The organism is Desulfuromusa kysingii, assembly GCF_900107645.1.
GTDB classification, from domain to species: Bacteria; Desulfobacterota; Desulfuromonadia; order Desulfuromonadales; family Geopsychrobacteraceae; genus Desulfuromusa; species Desulfuromusa kysingii.
Window position 1 is genome coordinate 66,267 of the sequence record NZ_FNQN01000008.1, and the last position, 16,966, is coordinate 83,232.

General features: G+C 46.1%; 17 protein-coding genes. 2 read left to right on the forward strand and 15 right to left on the reverse strand.

All coding sequences use genetic code 11. The annotated features are described in order from the left end of the window. Nucleotides 1–206 precede the first annotated feature (206 nt). The 15 genes from cas2 to BLU87_RS13060 all read right to left on the reverse strand — a co-directional run bounded on the left by cas2 (nt 207) and on the right by BLU87_RS13060 (nt 14,949). On the reverse strand, nt 207–497 hold the full coding sequence (gene cas2 / locus BLU87_RS12990; protein ID WP_092349370.1) for a CRISPR-associated endonuclease Cas2: 291 nt from the start codon (nt 495–497) through the stop codon (nt 207–209). A 4-nt stretch (nt 498–501) separates the two neighbouring features. Beyond that, nucleotides 502–1,533 carry a type I-C CRISPR-associated endonuclease Cas1c gene (cas1c, locus tag BLU87_RS12995; protein WP_092349373.1) on the reverse strand — a complete coding sequence of 344 codons (1,032 nt, stop codon included), beginning with the start codon at nt 1,531–1,533 and terminating at the stop codon, nt 502–504. After that, the gene (gene cas4 / locus BLU87_RS13000; RefSeq protein WP_092349376.1) at nt 1,530–2,153 is read right to left on the reverse strand and encodes a CRISPR-associated protein Cas4; all 624 of its coding nucleotides are present in this window, start codon (nt 2,151–2,153) and stop codon (nt 1,530–1,532) included. The genes cas1c and cas4 overlap by 4 nt, the downstream gene beginning before the upstream one ends. Beyond that, entirely contained in the window at nt 2,153–2,977 is an 825-nt protein-coding gene (locus BLU87_RS13005; protein ID WP_092349379.1) for a BRO-N domain-containing protein, read from the reverse strand. The genes cas4 and BLU87_RS13005 overlap by 1 nt, the downstream gene beginning before the upstream one ends. A 56-nt stretch (nt 2,978–3,033) precedes the next feature. Next, nucleotides 3,034–3,894: a type I-C CRISPR-associated protein Cas7/Csd2 gene (gene cas7c, locus BLU87_RS13010; RefSeq protein ID WP_092349382.1), complete on the reverse strand. Its 861-nt coding sequence runs from the start codon at nt 3,892–3,894 to the stop codon at nt 3,034–3,036. 3 nt (nt 3,895–3,897) lie between these two features. Further along, on the reverse strand, nt 3,898–5,646 hold the full coding sequence (gene cas8c, locus BLU87_RS13015; RefSeq protein WP_092349385.1) for a type I-C CRISPR-associated protein Cas8c/Csd1: 1,749 nt from the start codon (nt 5,644–5,646) through the stop codon (nt 3,898–3,900). Then, nucleotides 5,643–6,308, reverse strand: a complete 666-nt coding sequence (gene cas5c, locus BLU87_RS13020; RefSeq protein WP_092349388.1) for a type I-C CRISPR-associated protein Cas5c — start codon at nt 6,306–6,308, stop codon at nt 5,643–5,645. The genes cas8c and cas5c overlap by 4 nt, the downstream gene beginning before the upstream one ends. Before the next feature lie 13 nt (nt 6,309–6,321). Next, nucleotides 6,322–8,508, reverse strand: a complete 2,187-nt coding sequence (locus BLU87_RS13025; RefSeq protein WP_092349391.1) for a CRISPR-associated helicase/endonuclease Cas3 — start codon at nt 8,506–8,508, stop codon at nt 6,322–6,324. A gap of 202 nt (nt 8,509–8,710) precedes the next feature. After that, entirely contained in the window at nt 8,711–9,286 is a 576-nt protein-coding gene (locus BLU87_RS13030) for a transposase (protein WP_092349394.1), read from the reverse strand. A gap of 165 nt (nt 9,287–9,451) precedes the next feature. Further along, entirely contained in the window at nt 9,452–9,946 is a 495-nt protein-coding gene (tsaA, locus tag BLU87_RS13035) for a tRNA (N6-threonylcarbamoyladenosine(37)-N6)-methyltransferase TrmO (RefSeq protein ID WP_217637515.1), read from the reverse strand. A 1-nt stretch (nt 9,947) separates the two neighbouring features. Continuing rightward, the gene (locus BLU87_RS13040; RefSeq protein ID WP_092349397.1) at nt 9,948–10,889 is read right to left on the reverse strand and encodes a transposase; all 942 of its coding nucleotides are present in this window, start codon (nt 10,887–10,889) and stop codon (nt 9,948–9,950) included. Nucleotides 10,890–10,990: 101 nt separating this feature from the next. Beyond that, on the reverse strand, nt 10,991–11,845 hold the full coding sequence (locus tag BLU87_RS13045) for an ABC transporter permease (RefSeq protein ID WP_092349400.1): 855 nt from the start codon (nt 11,843–11,845) through the stop codon (nt 10,991–10,993). Continuing rightward, nucleotides 11,842–12,705, reverse strand: coding sequence for an ABC transporter permease (locus BLU87_RS13050; protein ID WP_092349403.1), 864 nt, complete (start codon nt 12,703–12,705; stop codon nt 11,842–11,844). Before BLU87_RS13050 ends, BLU87_RS13045 begins: the two co-directional genes overlap by 4 nt. Before the next feature lie 2 nt (nt 12,706–12,707). Continuing rightward, nucleotides 12,708–13,790: an ABC transporter ATP-binding protein gene (locus BLU87_RS13055; RefSeq protein WP_092349406.1), complete on the reverse strand. Its 1,083-nt coding sequence runs from the start codon at nt 13,788–13,790 to the stop codon at nt 12,708–12,710. 100 nt (nt 13,791–13,890) lie between these two features. Next, nucleotides 13,891–14,949: an extracellular solute-binding protein gene (locus tag BLU87_RS13060; protein ID WP_092349409.1), complete on the reverse strand. Its 1,059-nt coding sequence runs from the start codon at nt 14,947–14,949 to the stop codon at nt 13,891–13,893. Nucleotides 14,950–15,252: 303 nt separating this feature from the next. Here BLU87_RS13060 and BLU87_RS13065 point away from each other — a divergent pair, with 303 nt between their 5' ends. Beyond that, entirely contained in the window at nt 15,253–15,906 is a 654-nt protein-coding gene (locus BLU87_RS13065) for a DUF47 domain-containing protein (protein WP_092349412.1), read from the forward strand. A gap of 10 nt (nt 15,907–15,916) precedes the next feature. Further along, on the forward strand, nt 15,917–16,963 hold the full coding sequence (locus tag BLU87_RS13070; RefSeq protein WP_092349415.1) for an inorganic phosphate transporter: 1,047 nt from the start codon (nt 15,917–15,919) through the stop codon (nt 16,961–16,963). Nucleotides 16,964–16,966 lie beyond the last annotated feature (3 nt).

Consider the following 16,966-nt stretch of genomic DNA (forward strand, 5'->3'; position numbering starts at 1 on the left):
GTTTCAATCCACGCTCCCGCGAAGGGAGCGACTGTTACTTTTTATCCGACTTTATTCATTGAGGTTTTTTCGGTATTTTTGCGAACCTCTGAAGATCGACACTCGGTTAACATGCCAAATTTATGGACAGGTCAATACCTGTTACAATCATAACGTGTTACATCCCCTGCGAACCTCCCTAGGTTTTAACCACCGCTTGGGGTTCGCTAAAGGATCAGTGGCCCTTCTTGGTCGATGCTCTCTTTTGCACCAACGTGCTCAATTCTTTTGTGCCAATTTGCACCAAGAAAATAAAAACGCAAACTATCCCGTTCTTCATCTATGGCATCCACAAGCTGCTTCTTCATATTCACCCACTGCCCTGGGTCGACAATACATTCAAAAACTGAATATTGTACCCGTTGACCGTGATTGGTACAGACTTTTGCCACGCGCCGTAGTCGCCGTGGTCCGCCGGGGTCAGAGGTTGCGACATCATAGCTCACCAAAACCATCATGGTGTTACCTCCAAATAAAGGGCGGGTAGTCGTCGGTATCTCCCCGTAAAAACCGACTTAGGAGCTGTGCTTGGGCAAATAGTAACATTCCTAAGGGCATTTTTTCTTGTAAATAGGGGTGCTCAATCTCTGTCTGTTTGCGCTTTTGATATTCGACTAAAAGTGTTTTACGGGTGTCATCACTCATGGTCACCGCACCCGACTCGGTGATAGTAAAGCCCTTTCTCTTAACCTGACCTCGGTTAATTAGCGATAAAGCTAAGCGATCAGCAAGAATTGGACGAAATTCTTCCATCAAATCTAACGCTAAGCTTAACCTCCCCGGTCGGTCTCGATGTAAAAAACCCACGGCAGGATCTAATCCCACGGATTCGAGGGCTGAGCGTGCATCGTGATAAAGCAATGAATACAAAAAAGATAATAGACAGTTGACTCGATCACGGGGTGGCCGTCGATTGCGGCCTTTAAAAATAAAATCGTCCTTTGCTGAAACAATCAGATGATCAAACACGTCAAAATAGTCATTAGCCGCTTTGCCCTCAACCCCGCGTACCACATCGAGGTCATCCTCTTTTAACAGCCGGCGAATATGGCTAGTCAGGTCGTCACACCGCCGCCGCAGCGCAATAACCTCAAGTTTATCGCCATGATCGCGCAACGCTCGACTGACAACGGTACGGCTATTGGCAATTTTGCCAGCAATAAACATCTTTGCAATTTGTGCTGAGGTATTCAAGTCATCTGCCCGGCGGTATTGTTCCCTGCGGAGCAAAACATTTCCAGCCACGGGGCCCTGTACACGCGCTAAAAATTTACCGTACTCAGTCATAAAACTGATCGACACATCATTGTTAACACAGTGACCGAGCAAAAAAGGGCTACACAGCACATTGCCAAAGCACACAACTGAACCGAGGGTATGCACAGGTAAACGGATCTTTACCTCGCGATCAACCTTAACCACAACCGTTTCACCCTCTTTGTGCAAATACGCTCCCTGCGTGGTCACATACAGAGTATTGAGCATTTTTCTCATAGTTGACCTTCCAACATGCGTTGCATATAGCGCTTAACAGAGCGTCCCTTAGAGCAGTTTTTCGGCAGGCAAATATTTATGAGTGAGCACTGATCACATTTAGACTCGTAGTTAGCGGAAGGGGTCATACCTGCAACAAGCAAAGAGTGAACGTGATAGATAACCTGCTCTGTTAGCTGACGCAGTTCCTCATCAAAAGTAACAACTGTTCTGCGGCGCCGTTTACCATAGAACAATGCCCCTTCATCTATTTGCAGGGTGAGCATCTCCTCTAAACACAGGCTTTGAGCGCACAGTTGTACCTCATCACAGCGATTTTTCTTTGGCTTGCCGCGCTTATATTCAACAGGAAAAACTGTTCCGTCGTAATGAAATTCAACGACATCGGCCTGACCACTCAACCCTAAACGATGTGAGCACAGCGGCAAGGTGCGCACAATGCGCACATCACCAGCCGTATCACTTTTATTACTATCCACCCGTTCGTGCAAGACTTGCCCTTCAGCAGTATAACGATTTTCAGCCCACTGTTGTTCTAGATGAATCAACGCGCATTGGCGCGGACAGAACATATAGTGCTGCAAGGCTGATAGCATGACGAAATCGGATTCGGCGTACATCACTCTCTACCTAGACGTTTTTGTTTTTCAGTCTGCTCAAGAAAGTTATCATTTGATACAACTTTGCGACCCGAGGTCTCTTCCAACTGCTGCCGTGCATCACCAGCAACCTTGCCACCTTTATGGGCAGCATCTCTATTTTCATCAAACCCTTGGGCATCATGCGCCTTGGTAATTTCAGTTGTAGCGGCTTCGCCAAGCATGGAAAAGATCAATTCAAGATCACCCATATGGTCGCGCAGATTTTCTCGATCTAACCCTTTAAGTTGTTTATATTCAGATGGTGTTACACCAAATGCCGCTTTAGATATCTCAGCCGTGAGGATGGCATATTCACGGCTTTCACCAACCTCGCGATTTTTCCACTCTTCGGTCAATTCTGCCCGAACAGCAATACCGCGCATCCGTTTTTCAATCCATGCTTCTGAATAGCCCTTAGCTTGATACAGTTCGCGTGTACGCTTGGTTGCCAGTTCAGGATCTTCAATCTCTTGTACGCGCTCGTAACCTACTTTAGCCAACCAGCGCTTAAAGGGTTCGGCCTTAGGGGATGGGATGGATTGAATGATGCGAAAGATGCCTTCGGTATTAGCGCAATTAAGTTTTTGTTTGCCGCCTGAAGTTTCAATTGCAAGGGGGGTGGCAATTTGCCCCCACCCTTTAGCTAACTCTTTGTCTCGTCTACGCATATCCTTAATATAACCTGCGGGATTAACCGAATCGGTTAATGCAGCAACGACATCTACGATCACAAACCACCACACATTATTGTGTAAAGTACGTCGAATCTCTTTACCTTTAAAGATTGCCAGTTTGTCAGTCATCGTCCCTCTTCTTTCAATTTATAGCGGGGTACAATTTGCACCCCGCTTGACAATACTTATAGTTTTTCAATTATTTCAACACCAGATGGTGCCGCTCCAACAGTTACCGCATAATCCTTAAATGAGCGTGCTGGCCCTTCTGAACCTTCTTTCCGCTTAATAGTGACCAAATCAAATAATTGGTGTGCAGGGGCATTGCCGAGTTTATTGTCATGTTTAAAGACAAATAGCTTGCGACTACTCATCATGCCACGCGCTGCAGAACGGTCGTGTTCAAACATATTGATCAGTGCATCCCATAATAACTCTAAGTCTTTGTCGCTAAAGCCTGTTTTAGCCGCTAAAGGTGCTGAAATAAATCCGTGTGCGACATATAAGCCGTAAGGGACGATATATTTACGTCCCATAGTACGCTCTTTTTCTAAATCCTTTTCATTGGTAACCGCCATACGCGTAATGGTTACCTCTTGGGGAACAACGGGTTCGACACTTTTGGCAAAGGCGAGCTGAATTGGACCACGCACTTGACCACAATTGACCTCCGTGGTCATTACCGCACCAAAAGCACGGATATCGTAGAAATTAGAGCACATCCAACCGGTTACCCGCTGCGCATCTTCGATGCTTTTGGGCAGTTTTTTAGTAACGGGTTTTAAATCAAACTCCTTATAGGCCAACTCATTGGTGCGATTGAGAACTGCTTTTTCTTGTATGTAGATATTGAAACCGTTCTCACCATCTTTTGCTAACGACACATGATTACGAATTTTGCGCTTTAAACATACATCGGTCACTAAACCATGCCCCGTTTCAGGATCAATGCGGGGCATGTTCCCCGCATCAGGGTCACCATTGGGGTTGCCATTTTCAACATCAAAAAGAAGAACGAATTCGTAACGATTGGTAATAGCTGACATGGATTAAACCTCCTGATTTTTTTTAGTGAAAAATGCTTTACGCTGATGGTAATAACCAACCATAAACAAACCTTGTTGCTCGGCAGTTTGCGTTTTTGGAAAGATATCAAAACCATCAACAATTTCTTGAATCATTCTCTCGTAATGAATTGCCTGCCCTGTGCGTTCAGTATCCTTGCGAAGCTTGGCAATATGATTGGCTGAATTTTTTAATAGCACATGAAAAACCAAACCTGGAGTTGCTGAGGCTGAACCGATATAACGATCTTTGATCGTTGCACTGGTTCCGGGGATAGCGTCCTCTTGCGCTTTTTCTAAAACGGCAAACAGCCGCCCAAGTAAGTAGGGTGAATCTTTACGTTGCGGATCAAGTGACATGGAAACCTCCATCTGCTCGTTATTGCGAACGAGGAATGCCTTTAAAAGGGCGGCTCTGAAATAGGTCACATCGTGTTCAGCACGAATGCGGCCTAAGACTGTGGCTAATAAACTCTGCGGGTAAGGTGTGCCAGTTAGCATGGCTCGCGCTAAACCGCCAGCCAGCACAGGGGAAATATTTTCACTTTTCCCCAATGTTGCCGTTTGACACAATAATCGCCACATAGGTGGGAATTCGGGTTCGTTATCAAATTGGCGTACGATCGAAAGATCGTCAAAGTAACGACCTATCTTCTTTAACAAATTACCTAGTGAATTTGTTTCCCAAAAGCGAATGGATAAGCGTGCGGCGTTAGGCGCCAGACCTAAAAGATAAAATTGTACTGATTCGTCTAAGTTTGGAACAATATCTTCAACTCGTTTGCCATCTCGCACTGCAGTTAGAAGGCTGTGAATTTTTTGGGTTGTTTGTTGGTCATCTTCACTGGTTATTTTTTTATCCGTGACGGAAGGTGGATCAAACAGATCCGCAAAAAAATCCTCAGCAGGGCTCGCACACTCGGCCCAAAAAGCGATGGTCGTTCCACCAATGGTGATTTTTTGCTGACTTCCATGCGCTAAAATATAATTTAAAGCTGTTGAGTAATTAAATGCAGCCTCATTGCTTACAGGTGAATTGTAAGATTGCTCTTTCCCGTATGATTCGAAAGATCCTTTGTTAAATGAAACAATTGAAGCGCCAGAAGACTGAGAACCTAAAACGCCTTTAATTGACGGATGCAAGCGGGCTAAACCCATGCTCTTTTCCCCAGTCAACAAACATTGTCCAGTTAACTCTACATCTCTATGTTTAAGAACGTTCTTCCATGCAAGCCGAGCAGCAGGGCGATCATGAATAAAACCAGCAACTCCATCTAGCCTAAAAACAAGATTGGTATCGCAAATATTCTTCCAATCATTGCGATCAAGTAAGTCTCTCCATTTTTTATTTTCAAAAAACATATGAAGTGCATTAAACCCTAGGTCTGTACTGTTAGTGTTATCATTAACGCATTTGATAAATGATTTAAGACACTTATCCGTTCTGTCTTGATTGCCCTTACTATCTAAACCCAGAACATAACTTGTTGAATCCCAAAGGAAATTTGCTTTAATCCCACTCGCTTTTTTTTCTGCTGCTGGCACAGCCATTTTACGTGGGCGCAATTTTTTCCCTTCGACAACACGTAAGTCTTCAACATCCTGTAACTCTCCCTCTTGGTTAATGACAAGCGCAAAGGAAATATTTTCTATGCTGGTTCCGTAGGGCGGCATTCCCGAATTTGGATCATCGAGCATGCGGTGATAATAACCATTGAGTGCTTGCAATATCATGCGTGAACCTCCTTCGAGAACCGTGAAGGGGGTGAAATAATGCCATTTTCCATTGTTGCTCTAAAAAACATCGGGGCCATGTCGTTATCAAAATCAATATCTAGCAACATATAACCAAGATCTTTAGATTCTCCGGCATAATGCGAGGGCGGAATTTCCTGTTGCCACAATTCAAATGAAACAGGAAATTCTCGACAGCCAAAACAGGGTTGATGGAAAAACTGACCGCTTTTTGCTCGTCGATTGAAAATATCCAAATGCTTGCCAACACTATCTCCGGCACCTGCTTTTTCGGTCATTTCAAAATGCGCTTCAATGACATATTCCACATCACGTAGCAGTGTTGTAGCGCGTTGCTGGCGGTTTTTACCGTCATCTACAATAAAAAATAGTGGTTTTTTATTTGCCATGACAGTTTTTGGATTAGGCTTGGAAATCTTCGAACTGACTTCGTTACGGCGCACATTGTCAAATTTGATCGGACGTTGAACGTGAATTTTATCGATAACCCAACGGATGGCAGGCTTCCAATGGATTGCCTCCAATATCCCCCGTGCCGCAGATGGGGTCATCACGTCGTATGAGACACGTTCAACTTTCATTTCAGGGCGGGTAAAACAGGCGTAATCACCCCAGACCCGCAGTTTGATACCAAATGCCATAATCTCCTCCGTTTTAATCTATTAAATCATTCGGATTCCAGACGTCACCTATATCAACACATAAGCCTACCCTTTCATCATAAGCAGATGGATTACTTAATAATGGAAACTGATCATCTATTAGCTCTAGTGCTCCAGTTTTTAATAACTCATGAAAATCAAGGGAGCGCACGCTTACTGTGTATTGCTGTAATTTTCTCAGAACAGATCGTGGATGTTCGCTATAGCGTAATTGTTGCACTAACTTTTGCGCTTCTTGTTCAGTTTCGATAATCACTCCAGTGTTATCATCTTCAATAAATTTGAACTGCTCCGCAATCTCTTTAAAAGGTAGAATTAGTTCTGACTGTAGAGGCCTATTCAACTTAGTCATGATCTCTTTTTTGTCTAACTCTTGAATGTCGTACAACAATTCAAAATAACGGCGCATGGCATTCAAGCCGATAGGGTCAGCATTAGGGAGTGCTCTCAGTGTTTCGCTAGCACGGGTAATACACCGCTTCATCCACGGAACGGAGGGTTGTTTTTCCGTTTCAAAAACAATCACTTTTCCTAGCTGTTTCAGTAGCCCTTCTCGATTACAACGGCCTGCGGCCTGTGCAATAGAATCCAAGCCAGCCATAGCACGATAGACGACAGGAAAGTCGAGATCGACCCCTGCTTCGACCAGTGAAGTTGATACAACACGACACATCTTTCCTGCCTTTAAGCGCTTTCTAACTGTAGAGAGAACATCTCTGCGGTGATTCGGATACATGTTGGTAGAGAGATGAAAAACACCATCTTGCTCTGACAATTGTTTAAAAACAGCTCTTGCTTGTGGTTTTGTTGAAACAATGCACAAAACTTGTTTTTCGCTATTAAGCCGTTGTGCTAAACATTCATCGGTTAATGTGCCAATAAAGGAGACGTCAGTTCTCTTAAGTTGTTGATATAAGAGATGTGGCTTGTGAATGATCTCTTGAATATTTGGCAGTGCCATTCGTAGGGAACTTTTATCATCGAGAGCTGGTTGTGTTGCCGTACACAAAACAACTGTGCAATGATAATGCTCAACCAGTTCACGTAAGGCGGCTAAGCAGGGTTCTAAATAATCGGCTGGAATGGCCTGTGCTTCATCCAAAATTATGACACTATGCGCAATGTTATGTAACTTACGACAGCGAGATGACTTATTGGCAAACAGCGATTCAAAGAATTGGACATTGGTTGTCACTACTACAGGCGCATCCCAATTTTCACTGGCAAGTCCCCGTTTGCGGTCATAGGCATGATCTTCCCTTTTATCTTTTTCTTTATAGTTACAATGGTGTTCAATCACATTTTCTTTGCCAAGAATCGATTGGAACACCTCAGCATTTTGCTCAATAATGGAAGTAAAGGGGATGGCATAAATGATGCGGTTCAAGCCATGAGCAACAGCATGATCGAGTGCAAAAGAGAGAGATGAAAGGGTTTTTCCACCACCAGTAGGAACCGTAAGAGAGAAAAAACCAGCAGGCAACGTTGCTGCGCTACGGCATTGAGCCAGAATATTTTGTCTGATGGAATTAACTGTGGTTGCTTTAGCTTGTATTTGCAGCCCCTGTAAATGGTGGTCTAGTCTATTTTTTAATTGTGTTAAGGTTCTCTCGGTCGACGGAGTAAGTCGCTCTTTCGATTTTTCTGGTGAACAGAACGCTTCTGTGTCTAAAAAATCGGCATCCGTTAAACATGAAAAAATCATACGTGTGAAAAAAGCGAGGCTGAATCCTGCTGAATCTCTTGCAATTTTAAAGGGTAACTGCACTTCTGGTGTGTTCTTACACATTGACAATAATGTTACATCGGCTGGTATTTTATCGTTTTTGAGTCGGAAATGAAGCTGGGTTTCCTGAGCACCACCATCTGGCAATCCACCGTGATGTCCTGCAATCACATAGGATAAAAGCAACCCGAGTTTCCCCATTGATTGCTGTGCCTGACGAGCGCCATAGGTTGAATGATTTACTCGCTTAGGACTCCCTTCCAAGCGTTTGACAAACTGCGAGGTCGCCTTTCCTGCATCGTGCAATAAACCCGCATTTCGCCCCCACTCTCCGGCTCCGAACACTGAAGCAAACTCTGCCGCCAGGCTCGCTACCCCAGCAAGATGTTCCTCCAACGACTGCCAATCTGATTTATCCAGATTGTCAGTCGAATGTGCATAAAATTGTTGCATCAAATTCCCTCCAGTTTTCTAAAAGACTACCATCACACCATGTCAAAATAAGTCACACACCACAGACAACAATCCAACATCTGCCAATAATCCGGGCAGGACAGGTATTAGGGCTGAGCTGACCTGCACCTTGAAGATCTGGGCGAACACATAGGTTCACACCTACGAAATCATCCGGAACCGGGCGCGGCGAGCAGCGCCCCTACGGTGCACTGTTCCTTTGGTTGGTTGGGTTTTCGTTGTCGTCGTCCCATTGCGCCGGATTGTTGCGAATATATTGACGGATATTGTGCAATTCGTTTTCATTACGAATGATCCGTTCGTAATAATTTCGTTGCCATAACGGTTGGCCTGATCGGTCGAGACTTATATTCACGTTGATTGCTGAAATTGATTTAAATGCCCTTATTACATCACCCAACGTAGGGGCGCTGCTTGCCGCGCCCTGATCTGTGGTGCCGTTTTTACCGTAACCGGGCGCAGCAAGCGGCGCCCCTACAACAACAGGTGGTTGTAAAATAATAATTCCGTGAAAATGGTTGGGCATGATCACGTGTTCATCAATCGCCATATCCGGGTATTTCGCTGGCAATTCCAACCAGCTATTTTCTACCATCCGCCCTGCATCATTCAAGGTGATCACACCATCTGCAATCTCACCCAACAATGATTCTCGCCCCTGCACACAAATGGTGACAAAATAGAACCCCGCTGAAGAATAATCGTAGTCGACCATTCGGATTGATCGACGCTCATGAATCTCAGGATTAAAATTCACCTTCTTCCCCATTCTGGACGCAAAAAAAGCGCACGGAATATATCCGTGCGCTTCGATATTTAATGTTAATAACAGGTTTACTCATGGTCCCCCCTCAGGAATGATAAATCACGGTCACATTATAACTTCATTCATCTGCATTGCAATGTCGCTGGGTAAACTGCATTAATAATCATGGGGGATACCCTGTATATGCAGGGTGAGGTGGTCGTCTTCATCGAGTCCAGCGACCCAGCCGTTATTGGCATCCCTTTTATTATCCAGGTCATGAATGTAGGGCTTGATATCGAGTAGCGGAGTATTGTTAAAAACATCAAGTCCCGTAGTATAGACTTTGTCACCTTGGATTTGTTTCACTTTGACAACACTGAGGCCAATCGGATTGGGGCGAGCTGGCGAACGGCTGGCAAACAGGCCGACCTGATGTCCGGCCGCCCACGGTGGGGTAACCTCCATTTTCGGCTCAGCTTTCAAACGATCAATGAAATAGAGAACATAAATATAGTGAAAGGAATCGAGATCTTTGAGTCCGGCAACATATTCAGTATCGAGCTGCAGGTAAAATTCCTGTTCATCATTTGCTACAGGTTGATATGGGGCGCTGTTTACGTAAGGGGTCTTGATCAGTCCAATAGGGGTAAATTGTCGATTCTCCATCATATTAACGTCGTATCCGCTTCATCAGTTTGTGGTAGGTTTCAGCAACTTTGGGATCTTTTTTGGCTTTCAGCTGTAGTCTCCGCACAGCGGAACTTAATGATGAGACATCACGTCCAAGTTGCTCTCCAAGGGCAGTCATGGTGCCACATCCTGTTTCTAAATAGAGCCACGCCAGATATGCTCGTGCTTCGGAGTTGTGACGATTTTTCCCTGCGGCGGCCAATTCTTCGGCTGTAATTTTATAGTGATCAAGAACAATCTGCATCACTTTCTGTGGATTCACTTTCGGTTGATATTTCTGGCGTGAAAGTTTCAGGACACCCCGGACAAAGTCTTCATCGCCAAGAATTCGCGGATCACTTTCACTGCCGCGATAAAAATCTATGTGCGCTTCTGCCTCCAGACCTTCATTGACATACGCATGAAATCGCATCAGAGCACGAACCCCGGTCTCTTCGATCTGCAGAAACGTTCGATCCGTTGTCAGCCAGAGGACCGTTTCCCGACCGCAATAACTGCGATGGCTACTCCAGCGGTAGCGCATCGGATCATTTTCGAGTCCTAACCGGAGCGGGGCCAGATGGAGTTCTCTGACCAGATCTAACAGGTACGTTTCGGGGTTGATGAGAATCGCCTTGTAGCGCCCTTGGAACAGGTGGCCCGACTGCTGGTGCCAATCATTGAACCAGCGGGTATAACGAAACCCCAGTTGTTGCATGATCCGCGCGAGGGGGACATCACCCACTTCGATCACCAGTTGTAATTGATCTGGCAACAGACAATAGGCATGCACCTTGTGACCAAACTTCTCAATCCCCTCCTGGATCAAGAGCAGGAAGCGGGTCCGGTCGGTCACATCAATAAAGACCTGTTGATGGCTGTTGCCGTGCAAGCTGACATGGTAAACAGCCCCCGGAAAGTGTAAACGTGGTTTTCGTGCCATCGCTTCCTCCAGATGTAATATTGCAAGCCTGCCCCTACTTGATCTCAAAAATAACAGAACTTGTGTTAATTACAACTTAAATTGAGGAGAATGGAGACAATTCAATCTTTTTCTTTACTGAAATAGAGGTTCACCAGAGCCAGACAAAATGTTCCGACAATCAGCAACAGAGAGATGGCGTTGATGACCGGTGTACTACCGTCCCTGACCTGAAGATACAGGTTGATCGGCAGAGTCGGCTTGGAACCAACCAGAAACAGAGTGGTATTGAAGTTCTCAAAGCTCATCAAAAACGCGACGGCTCCTGCACCAATGACCGCCGGACGGAGAAATTTGAGGGTGATGTGCCAGATCACTTCAAGCCGGGTCGCACCAAGGTTCATCGCCGCCTCTTCAAGGGTATGATCAAACTTGCGTAACCGGGCGGAAACGACTAAGGCGACAAAGGTGGTAATAAACGAGAACTGTCCCATGACCACAAGCCAGAAACTGGGCCGGAAAAGAGCGACATCAATCCCGAAGCTGTTCTCAACAAAAGTTCCTGCGGTATTGGCCGCCAGCAACAGTGAAATCCCCAGGATGACACCGGGAATGACCAATGGTGCCAGCATCAGAAAGTAGAGCAGGTTTTTAAACGGGAAGTCTTCCTGCTCAAACAGAAAAGCAGCACAGGTACCAACGATAGTGCTAAAAATAGCAACCCAGAATGCCGTCTGAAAACTGGTCAAAATAGCCCGCAGATTCTGACTGTCATTAAAGATACCGATCCGCTCTGGACCCGAGGCCACGAACCAATCCAGACTGAAACCATACCAGGGCAAGGAGGGAAAATCAGAGTTGTTAAACGCCAAGACACAGGTCACAAACAGCGGGGCAAACAGAAATACAAAATAACAGATCATGAAGGTGCCATAGGTGAAGCTATAACGTTTCGTGTTAGGAAGAGTTCTGATCATGACGCCACCTCCCCAAGCTTCTGGCGTGACAACTTCAAGCCAATCCAGATAATCAATGAACTGAGAAGCAACAACAGGAAGCCAAATGCGGCTCCCTGGTTCCAATTAAAGCTGGCGATAAACTGATTATAAATCTGTTCCGTAAACCAAAGAGAATTCTTCCCCCCCATCAGGTTCGGAGTGAGGTAGTTCCCCAACACCAGCATGAAGACCACGATAGAGCCCGAAGTTATCCCTGGCTTGCAATGAGGCAGGATGATCTTGTACCAGATCACCAGCTTGCCGCTGCCCAGGTCGTGTGCTGCTTCAATCAAACTGTCATCAAGGCTTTCCATCGCCGAAATGATCGGTACAACCATGAATAACATCGAAGTATAGACCAGTCCCATGATCATGGTCGCGTCGTTATAGAGCATCTCTACAGGCCGATCAACCACGCCGAATTTAAGCAGAAAGTGATTGATCACCCCCGACTCACGCAGCAGAATCATCCAACCATAAACCCGCACCAACTCACTGACCCAGAAAGGTAACAGTAACATCAACACCATTGCTCCCTGGAAGCGGGGCCTAACCACTTTGACAATATAAAAAGCGACCGGCATGGCTAAGAGAAAGGTGATAATAGTGGTAATGATCGAAAAGATCGCGGTACGCAAAAAAGTATTCCAGTAAATCGGTTCGGTAAAAAAGTTGCGATAGTTTTGCAGCGTCCAGACATGCTCGCCATAATCATTCTCACCACCAAAACTCATCCGCAGCAAATCTATATGTGGCAGAACAATGAGTAACAGCAACCAACACAGCACCGGGGTGAGAAACAACCACAGCGCTGCCTTTGAAGATTTTGAGATCACCATAATTAATCTCCCGCTGCAAAGCAGACACCTGCTTCAGGGTGCCAGCCGACTTCAATTGTTTGTCCCGGTTGAATATAATCGAAGCGCCGGTTTTGTGGTAAAGCAACCAGCAATTCGTGATCCTCTGGGGTCACCGTCAACAAGCGACTGTTAGCACCGTCAAAAAGAATCGTCTTTACTGTAACGTTAAAAATATTAAGCCCTTCTTTGTCCTCCGGTTGGATACGGAGAGTCTCTGGTCGAAGAAACAGATCGGCACGCCGGCCAACCGTGACCTCCCCCTGGACCCGGCTACGGAAGATAAATCCTTCATCAGTACGGATGATGGCATCGGCCCCTGACATTTCTGTGATCTCACCCGACCAGAGATTATTATCACCAACAAACTGGGCAACAAATGGAGTGAGCGGTTGGCCGTAAAGCTCCTGCGGCGTCCCCAATTGTTCAAACCGGCCCTGATTCATCACCACAACCCGGTCCGACATCACCAGCGCTTCAGACTGATCATGGGTAATATAAACAAAGGTGGTTCCCACTTTGGCCTGAAGCTTTTTCAACTCAACTTTCATCTGTTCACGTAGCTTCAGATCTAACGCTCCCAACGGCTCATCCAGCAGCAGCACCGATGGTTCCAACACCAGACTCCGGGCAATCGCCACTCGTTGTTTCTGCCCCCCCGAGAGCTGTCCAATCTGATGCTTTGCATAGTCTGGAAGCCCAACCCGTTCCAGGATCGCTTCGATCTTCTTCTTGATGGTTGCACTGTCGACTTTGCGGCGTCTCAGCCCGAAGGCGATATTTTCTTCAACATTCATCATTGGAAACAGGGCCAGATGCTGAAATACAAGATTGACTGGTCGCAGATTCGGCCCCACTCCGGCCATATCCTTGCCACGGATCATAATGTTACCCGACGTCGGTTCTTCAAACCCGGCAATCATTCGCAGCAGGGTGGTTTTCCCGCACCCAGACGGACCGAGGATCGAAAAGAAAGAGCCCTGTGGCACAGCAAATGTGACGTTATCGACAGCCGTAAAATCGCCAAATTTTTTAACCAGATTGGATACAGACAAATCGTTATTCATGGATGGCCCCACACATCCTCCCAAGCCAGATAAACATCAGCTTGTAAGGTAAAAAAGGGGTGACCGTGGCCACCCCAATAACAAAACAAAGATTTATAGACTATTTTGCAGCTTTGACCTTATCAAGAATCTTCCCTTCCATCCGTTCCAGTTGTGCTGGAACAGGTGGGTACCACTTGATGTTGTCAATTGCGGCCTGGGGGAAAGTCCGCTCAAAGTTATTGCGAACTTCTGGGGAGATGAACTCATTAGCACCCTGAGATGCCGTCCCATATTTTTCTGTGGTGGTGAAGTAGCCGGCATTTTCTGGTTTGAGCATAAAGTTAATCCACTTATAAGCGGCATCCAGATTTTTGGCTTTTGATGGAATCGCAAAGGTGTCTATCCAACCCAGAGCACCTTCCTGCGGAGCAACAAAATCGATGGCAGCGTTGTTGTCATGCAGCTTCCAGCCACCGGCATCCCAAGCCATAGCGATAAAAACCTCCTCTGAACGCATCGATTCAAGCAACGCATCACCATTTGCCCAATAGTTTTTCACCAGAGGCTTGGCAGCCATCAGAGTCTCTGCAATTTTATCGAGCATCGCCTTGTAAGCCGTTGCGTCTGAGTAGAGGGCAAAGGGGTCATAACCGAGGGCAAAACCCATGGCGATTAACGTTGGACGCTTCAAACGGTAGCTGACCCGACCGGTATATTTATCATCCAAAAGGGCTTTCCAACTGTTAACACCTGGTGCTTTTGCCGAGTTGACGATCATCCCGGAAGTCCCCCAGCAGAAAGGGGCAGCAAAGGAGTCGCCTCCGACCTGGGTATTCTTTTTCACTGCATTCAACATCGATGGGATAAAAAGATCAGCATCAATTTTTGAATAATCCATAGCTTGATAAATTTTGTACTTTTCTTGCACTGACGAAATTCGATCCTGACTGGGTTGTGCTAGGTCAAAACCAGCTCCGCGAGTCGCCCTGAGCTTCGCGATCATCTCTTCATTGTTTGAGTAGGTCACTTCGACCTTGATTCCGGTCTCTTTTTCGAACTTGTCAACTAAAGCCTGGGGCGCATATCCCTTCCAGGTCAACAAACTCAGGGTCTCAGCCTGGGAAAAACCGGCCAGGAAAAACACCGCAAACAGTGTCACTAACGCGACTTTCTTCATCTCATCTCTCCTTCAACAGTTTAGATTCAATTAACTCCCTGTGCTCCATTTTATACGTCTTTGTACTCAAGAATAACACAATATATCTCCAATGTTAGGGCTTGATTTTTTTTTACGATTTTTGACCACTGAGAATAAAATACCGTCCCAATACAGCATAGCTCACAAACAAGCTGGCCTTGGACGATCGATAATATCAATGCACCTCTTTTCAAAGCGCAGCAAACAAAACCCCTTGTGTTTCTCGCAATTTTCACTATCCTTTAATAACAACACGTCATTCCTGCCCTGAAGAGGTCGTTCATGTCATTTGTCAGCATATTTAAAAATCGCACTGGGATCGAAAAGGAAATCGACAGTTTTTTAAATCTCGCCAGTGAATCGGGTCTCATCTTTGTGCAGGGAATCGACTCCTATCTGATGAATAAAATCGATGCCTTTACTGAGCACCTTAACCATATTGTGCAAACCGAAAAGCAAGCGGACCTGTTACGTCACTCCATCGAAGATCTCCTTTACAGGAAGACTCTGATCCCTGAATCACGGGGAGATGTCCTCGAATTGATTGAGCGGATGGATGCTTTGCTGGGACGATTTAAAGGGGTCATGTTCAGGGTAGAAATTGAACGCCCGGCAATTGCACCAAAATTTCATGAGGATTTAAAGATCCTGGTCAATTGCGTTATTCAAGCGGTTGAAGCAGCAACGTTGGCGTTACGGGCCTATTTCAAAGATATTACCCAAGCGACGGACCATATCCATAAAGTTTCCTTCTGGGAAACTGAGGCAGACCGTGCAACAACCGCGCTGCAAAAAGCTATCTTTAACGATGACGAATTAGGACTGGATCTAAAGATGCAGCTACGCGATTTGTCAAAGAGCATTGACAAAATAGCTGATCAAGCTGAAGACCTGGGCGATAGCCTGGCCATCTACGTTATCAAACGTTCACTGTAAGAAAGTCACTATGTTTCTGTTTTTCCTCTCAAGCGGCATATTTCTGGGCTGGTCTTTGGGGGCTAACGATGCCTCCAATGTTTTTGGTACCGCTGTAGGTTCACGGATGCTCCAGTTTCGGACCGCGGCCATCCTCAGCTGCATCTTCATTGTTCTCGGAGCCGTCATCAGTGGCGCCGGTGCCACTCAGACACTGGGACAACTCGGAGCAGTCAATGCCGTTGCCGGCGCTTTTGTGGTCGCCTTTGCTGCCGCTACGAGCGTCTACCTGATGACTCTGGCACGTTATCCGGTCTCTACATCGCAAGCCATTGTCGGTGCAATTGTCGGCTGGAATATTTTTTCCGGGGCACCAACAGACAGTGACGCCCTTTCCAAAATCGTGATGACCTGGGTCGCTTGCCCGATCTTGTCCGGAATCGTCGCCGTACTTTCATATAAAATCGTCACCTTTTTCATCCTCAGATGGAAGATCCACATGTTCAAGTTGGATGAATTGACCCGTTACGGTCTCTTACTGATGGGAGCATTTGGCGCTTTTGCTTTGGGAGCGAATAACATTGCGAATGTGGTTGGGGTGTTTCTTCCTGTTTCTCCGTTTACGGAGATCAGACTCTTTGGCGGACTGAGCGTTAACCCGGCGCAGCAACTGTTTTTCCTTGGCAGCGTGGCCATTGCGATTGGCGTTGTCACCTATTCAAGACGGGTTATGGATACGGTTGGCAGCGGTATTTTTAAACTTTCTCCGGTGATGGCTCTGGTCGCGGTCTGGGCTCACTCGCTGGTTCTGTTCCTGTTTGCTTCACAGCGTCTGGAACATCTGCTTCTGCACTTAGGATTGCCGACTCTGCCTCTGGTTCCTGTTTCAAGTTCACAAGCAATTGTTGGCGCGGTGGTTGGCATGGGACTATTGAAAGGCGGGCACAATATTCGTTGGCGAACCGTTGGCGGAATCGCTGGGAGCTGGGTAACAACCCCGATATTTTCCTGTCTTATCTGTTTTATCTGTCTGTTTATTATGCAGAATGTTTTCCAACAGATTGTCTACCTGCCCTGAAAA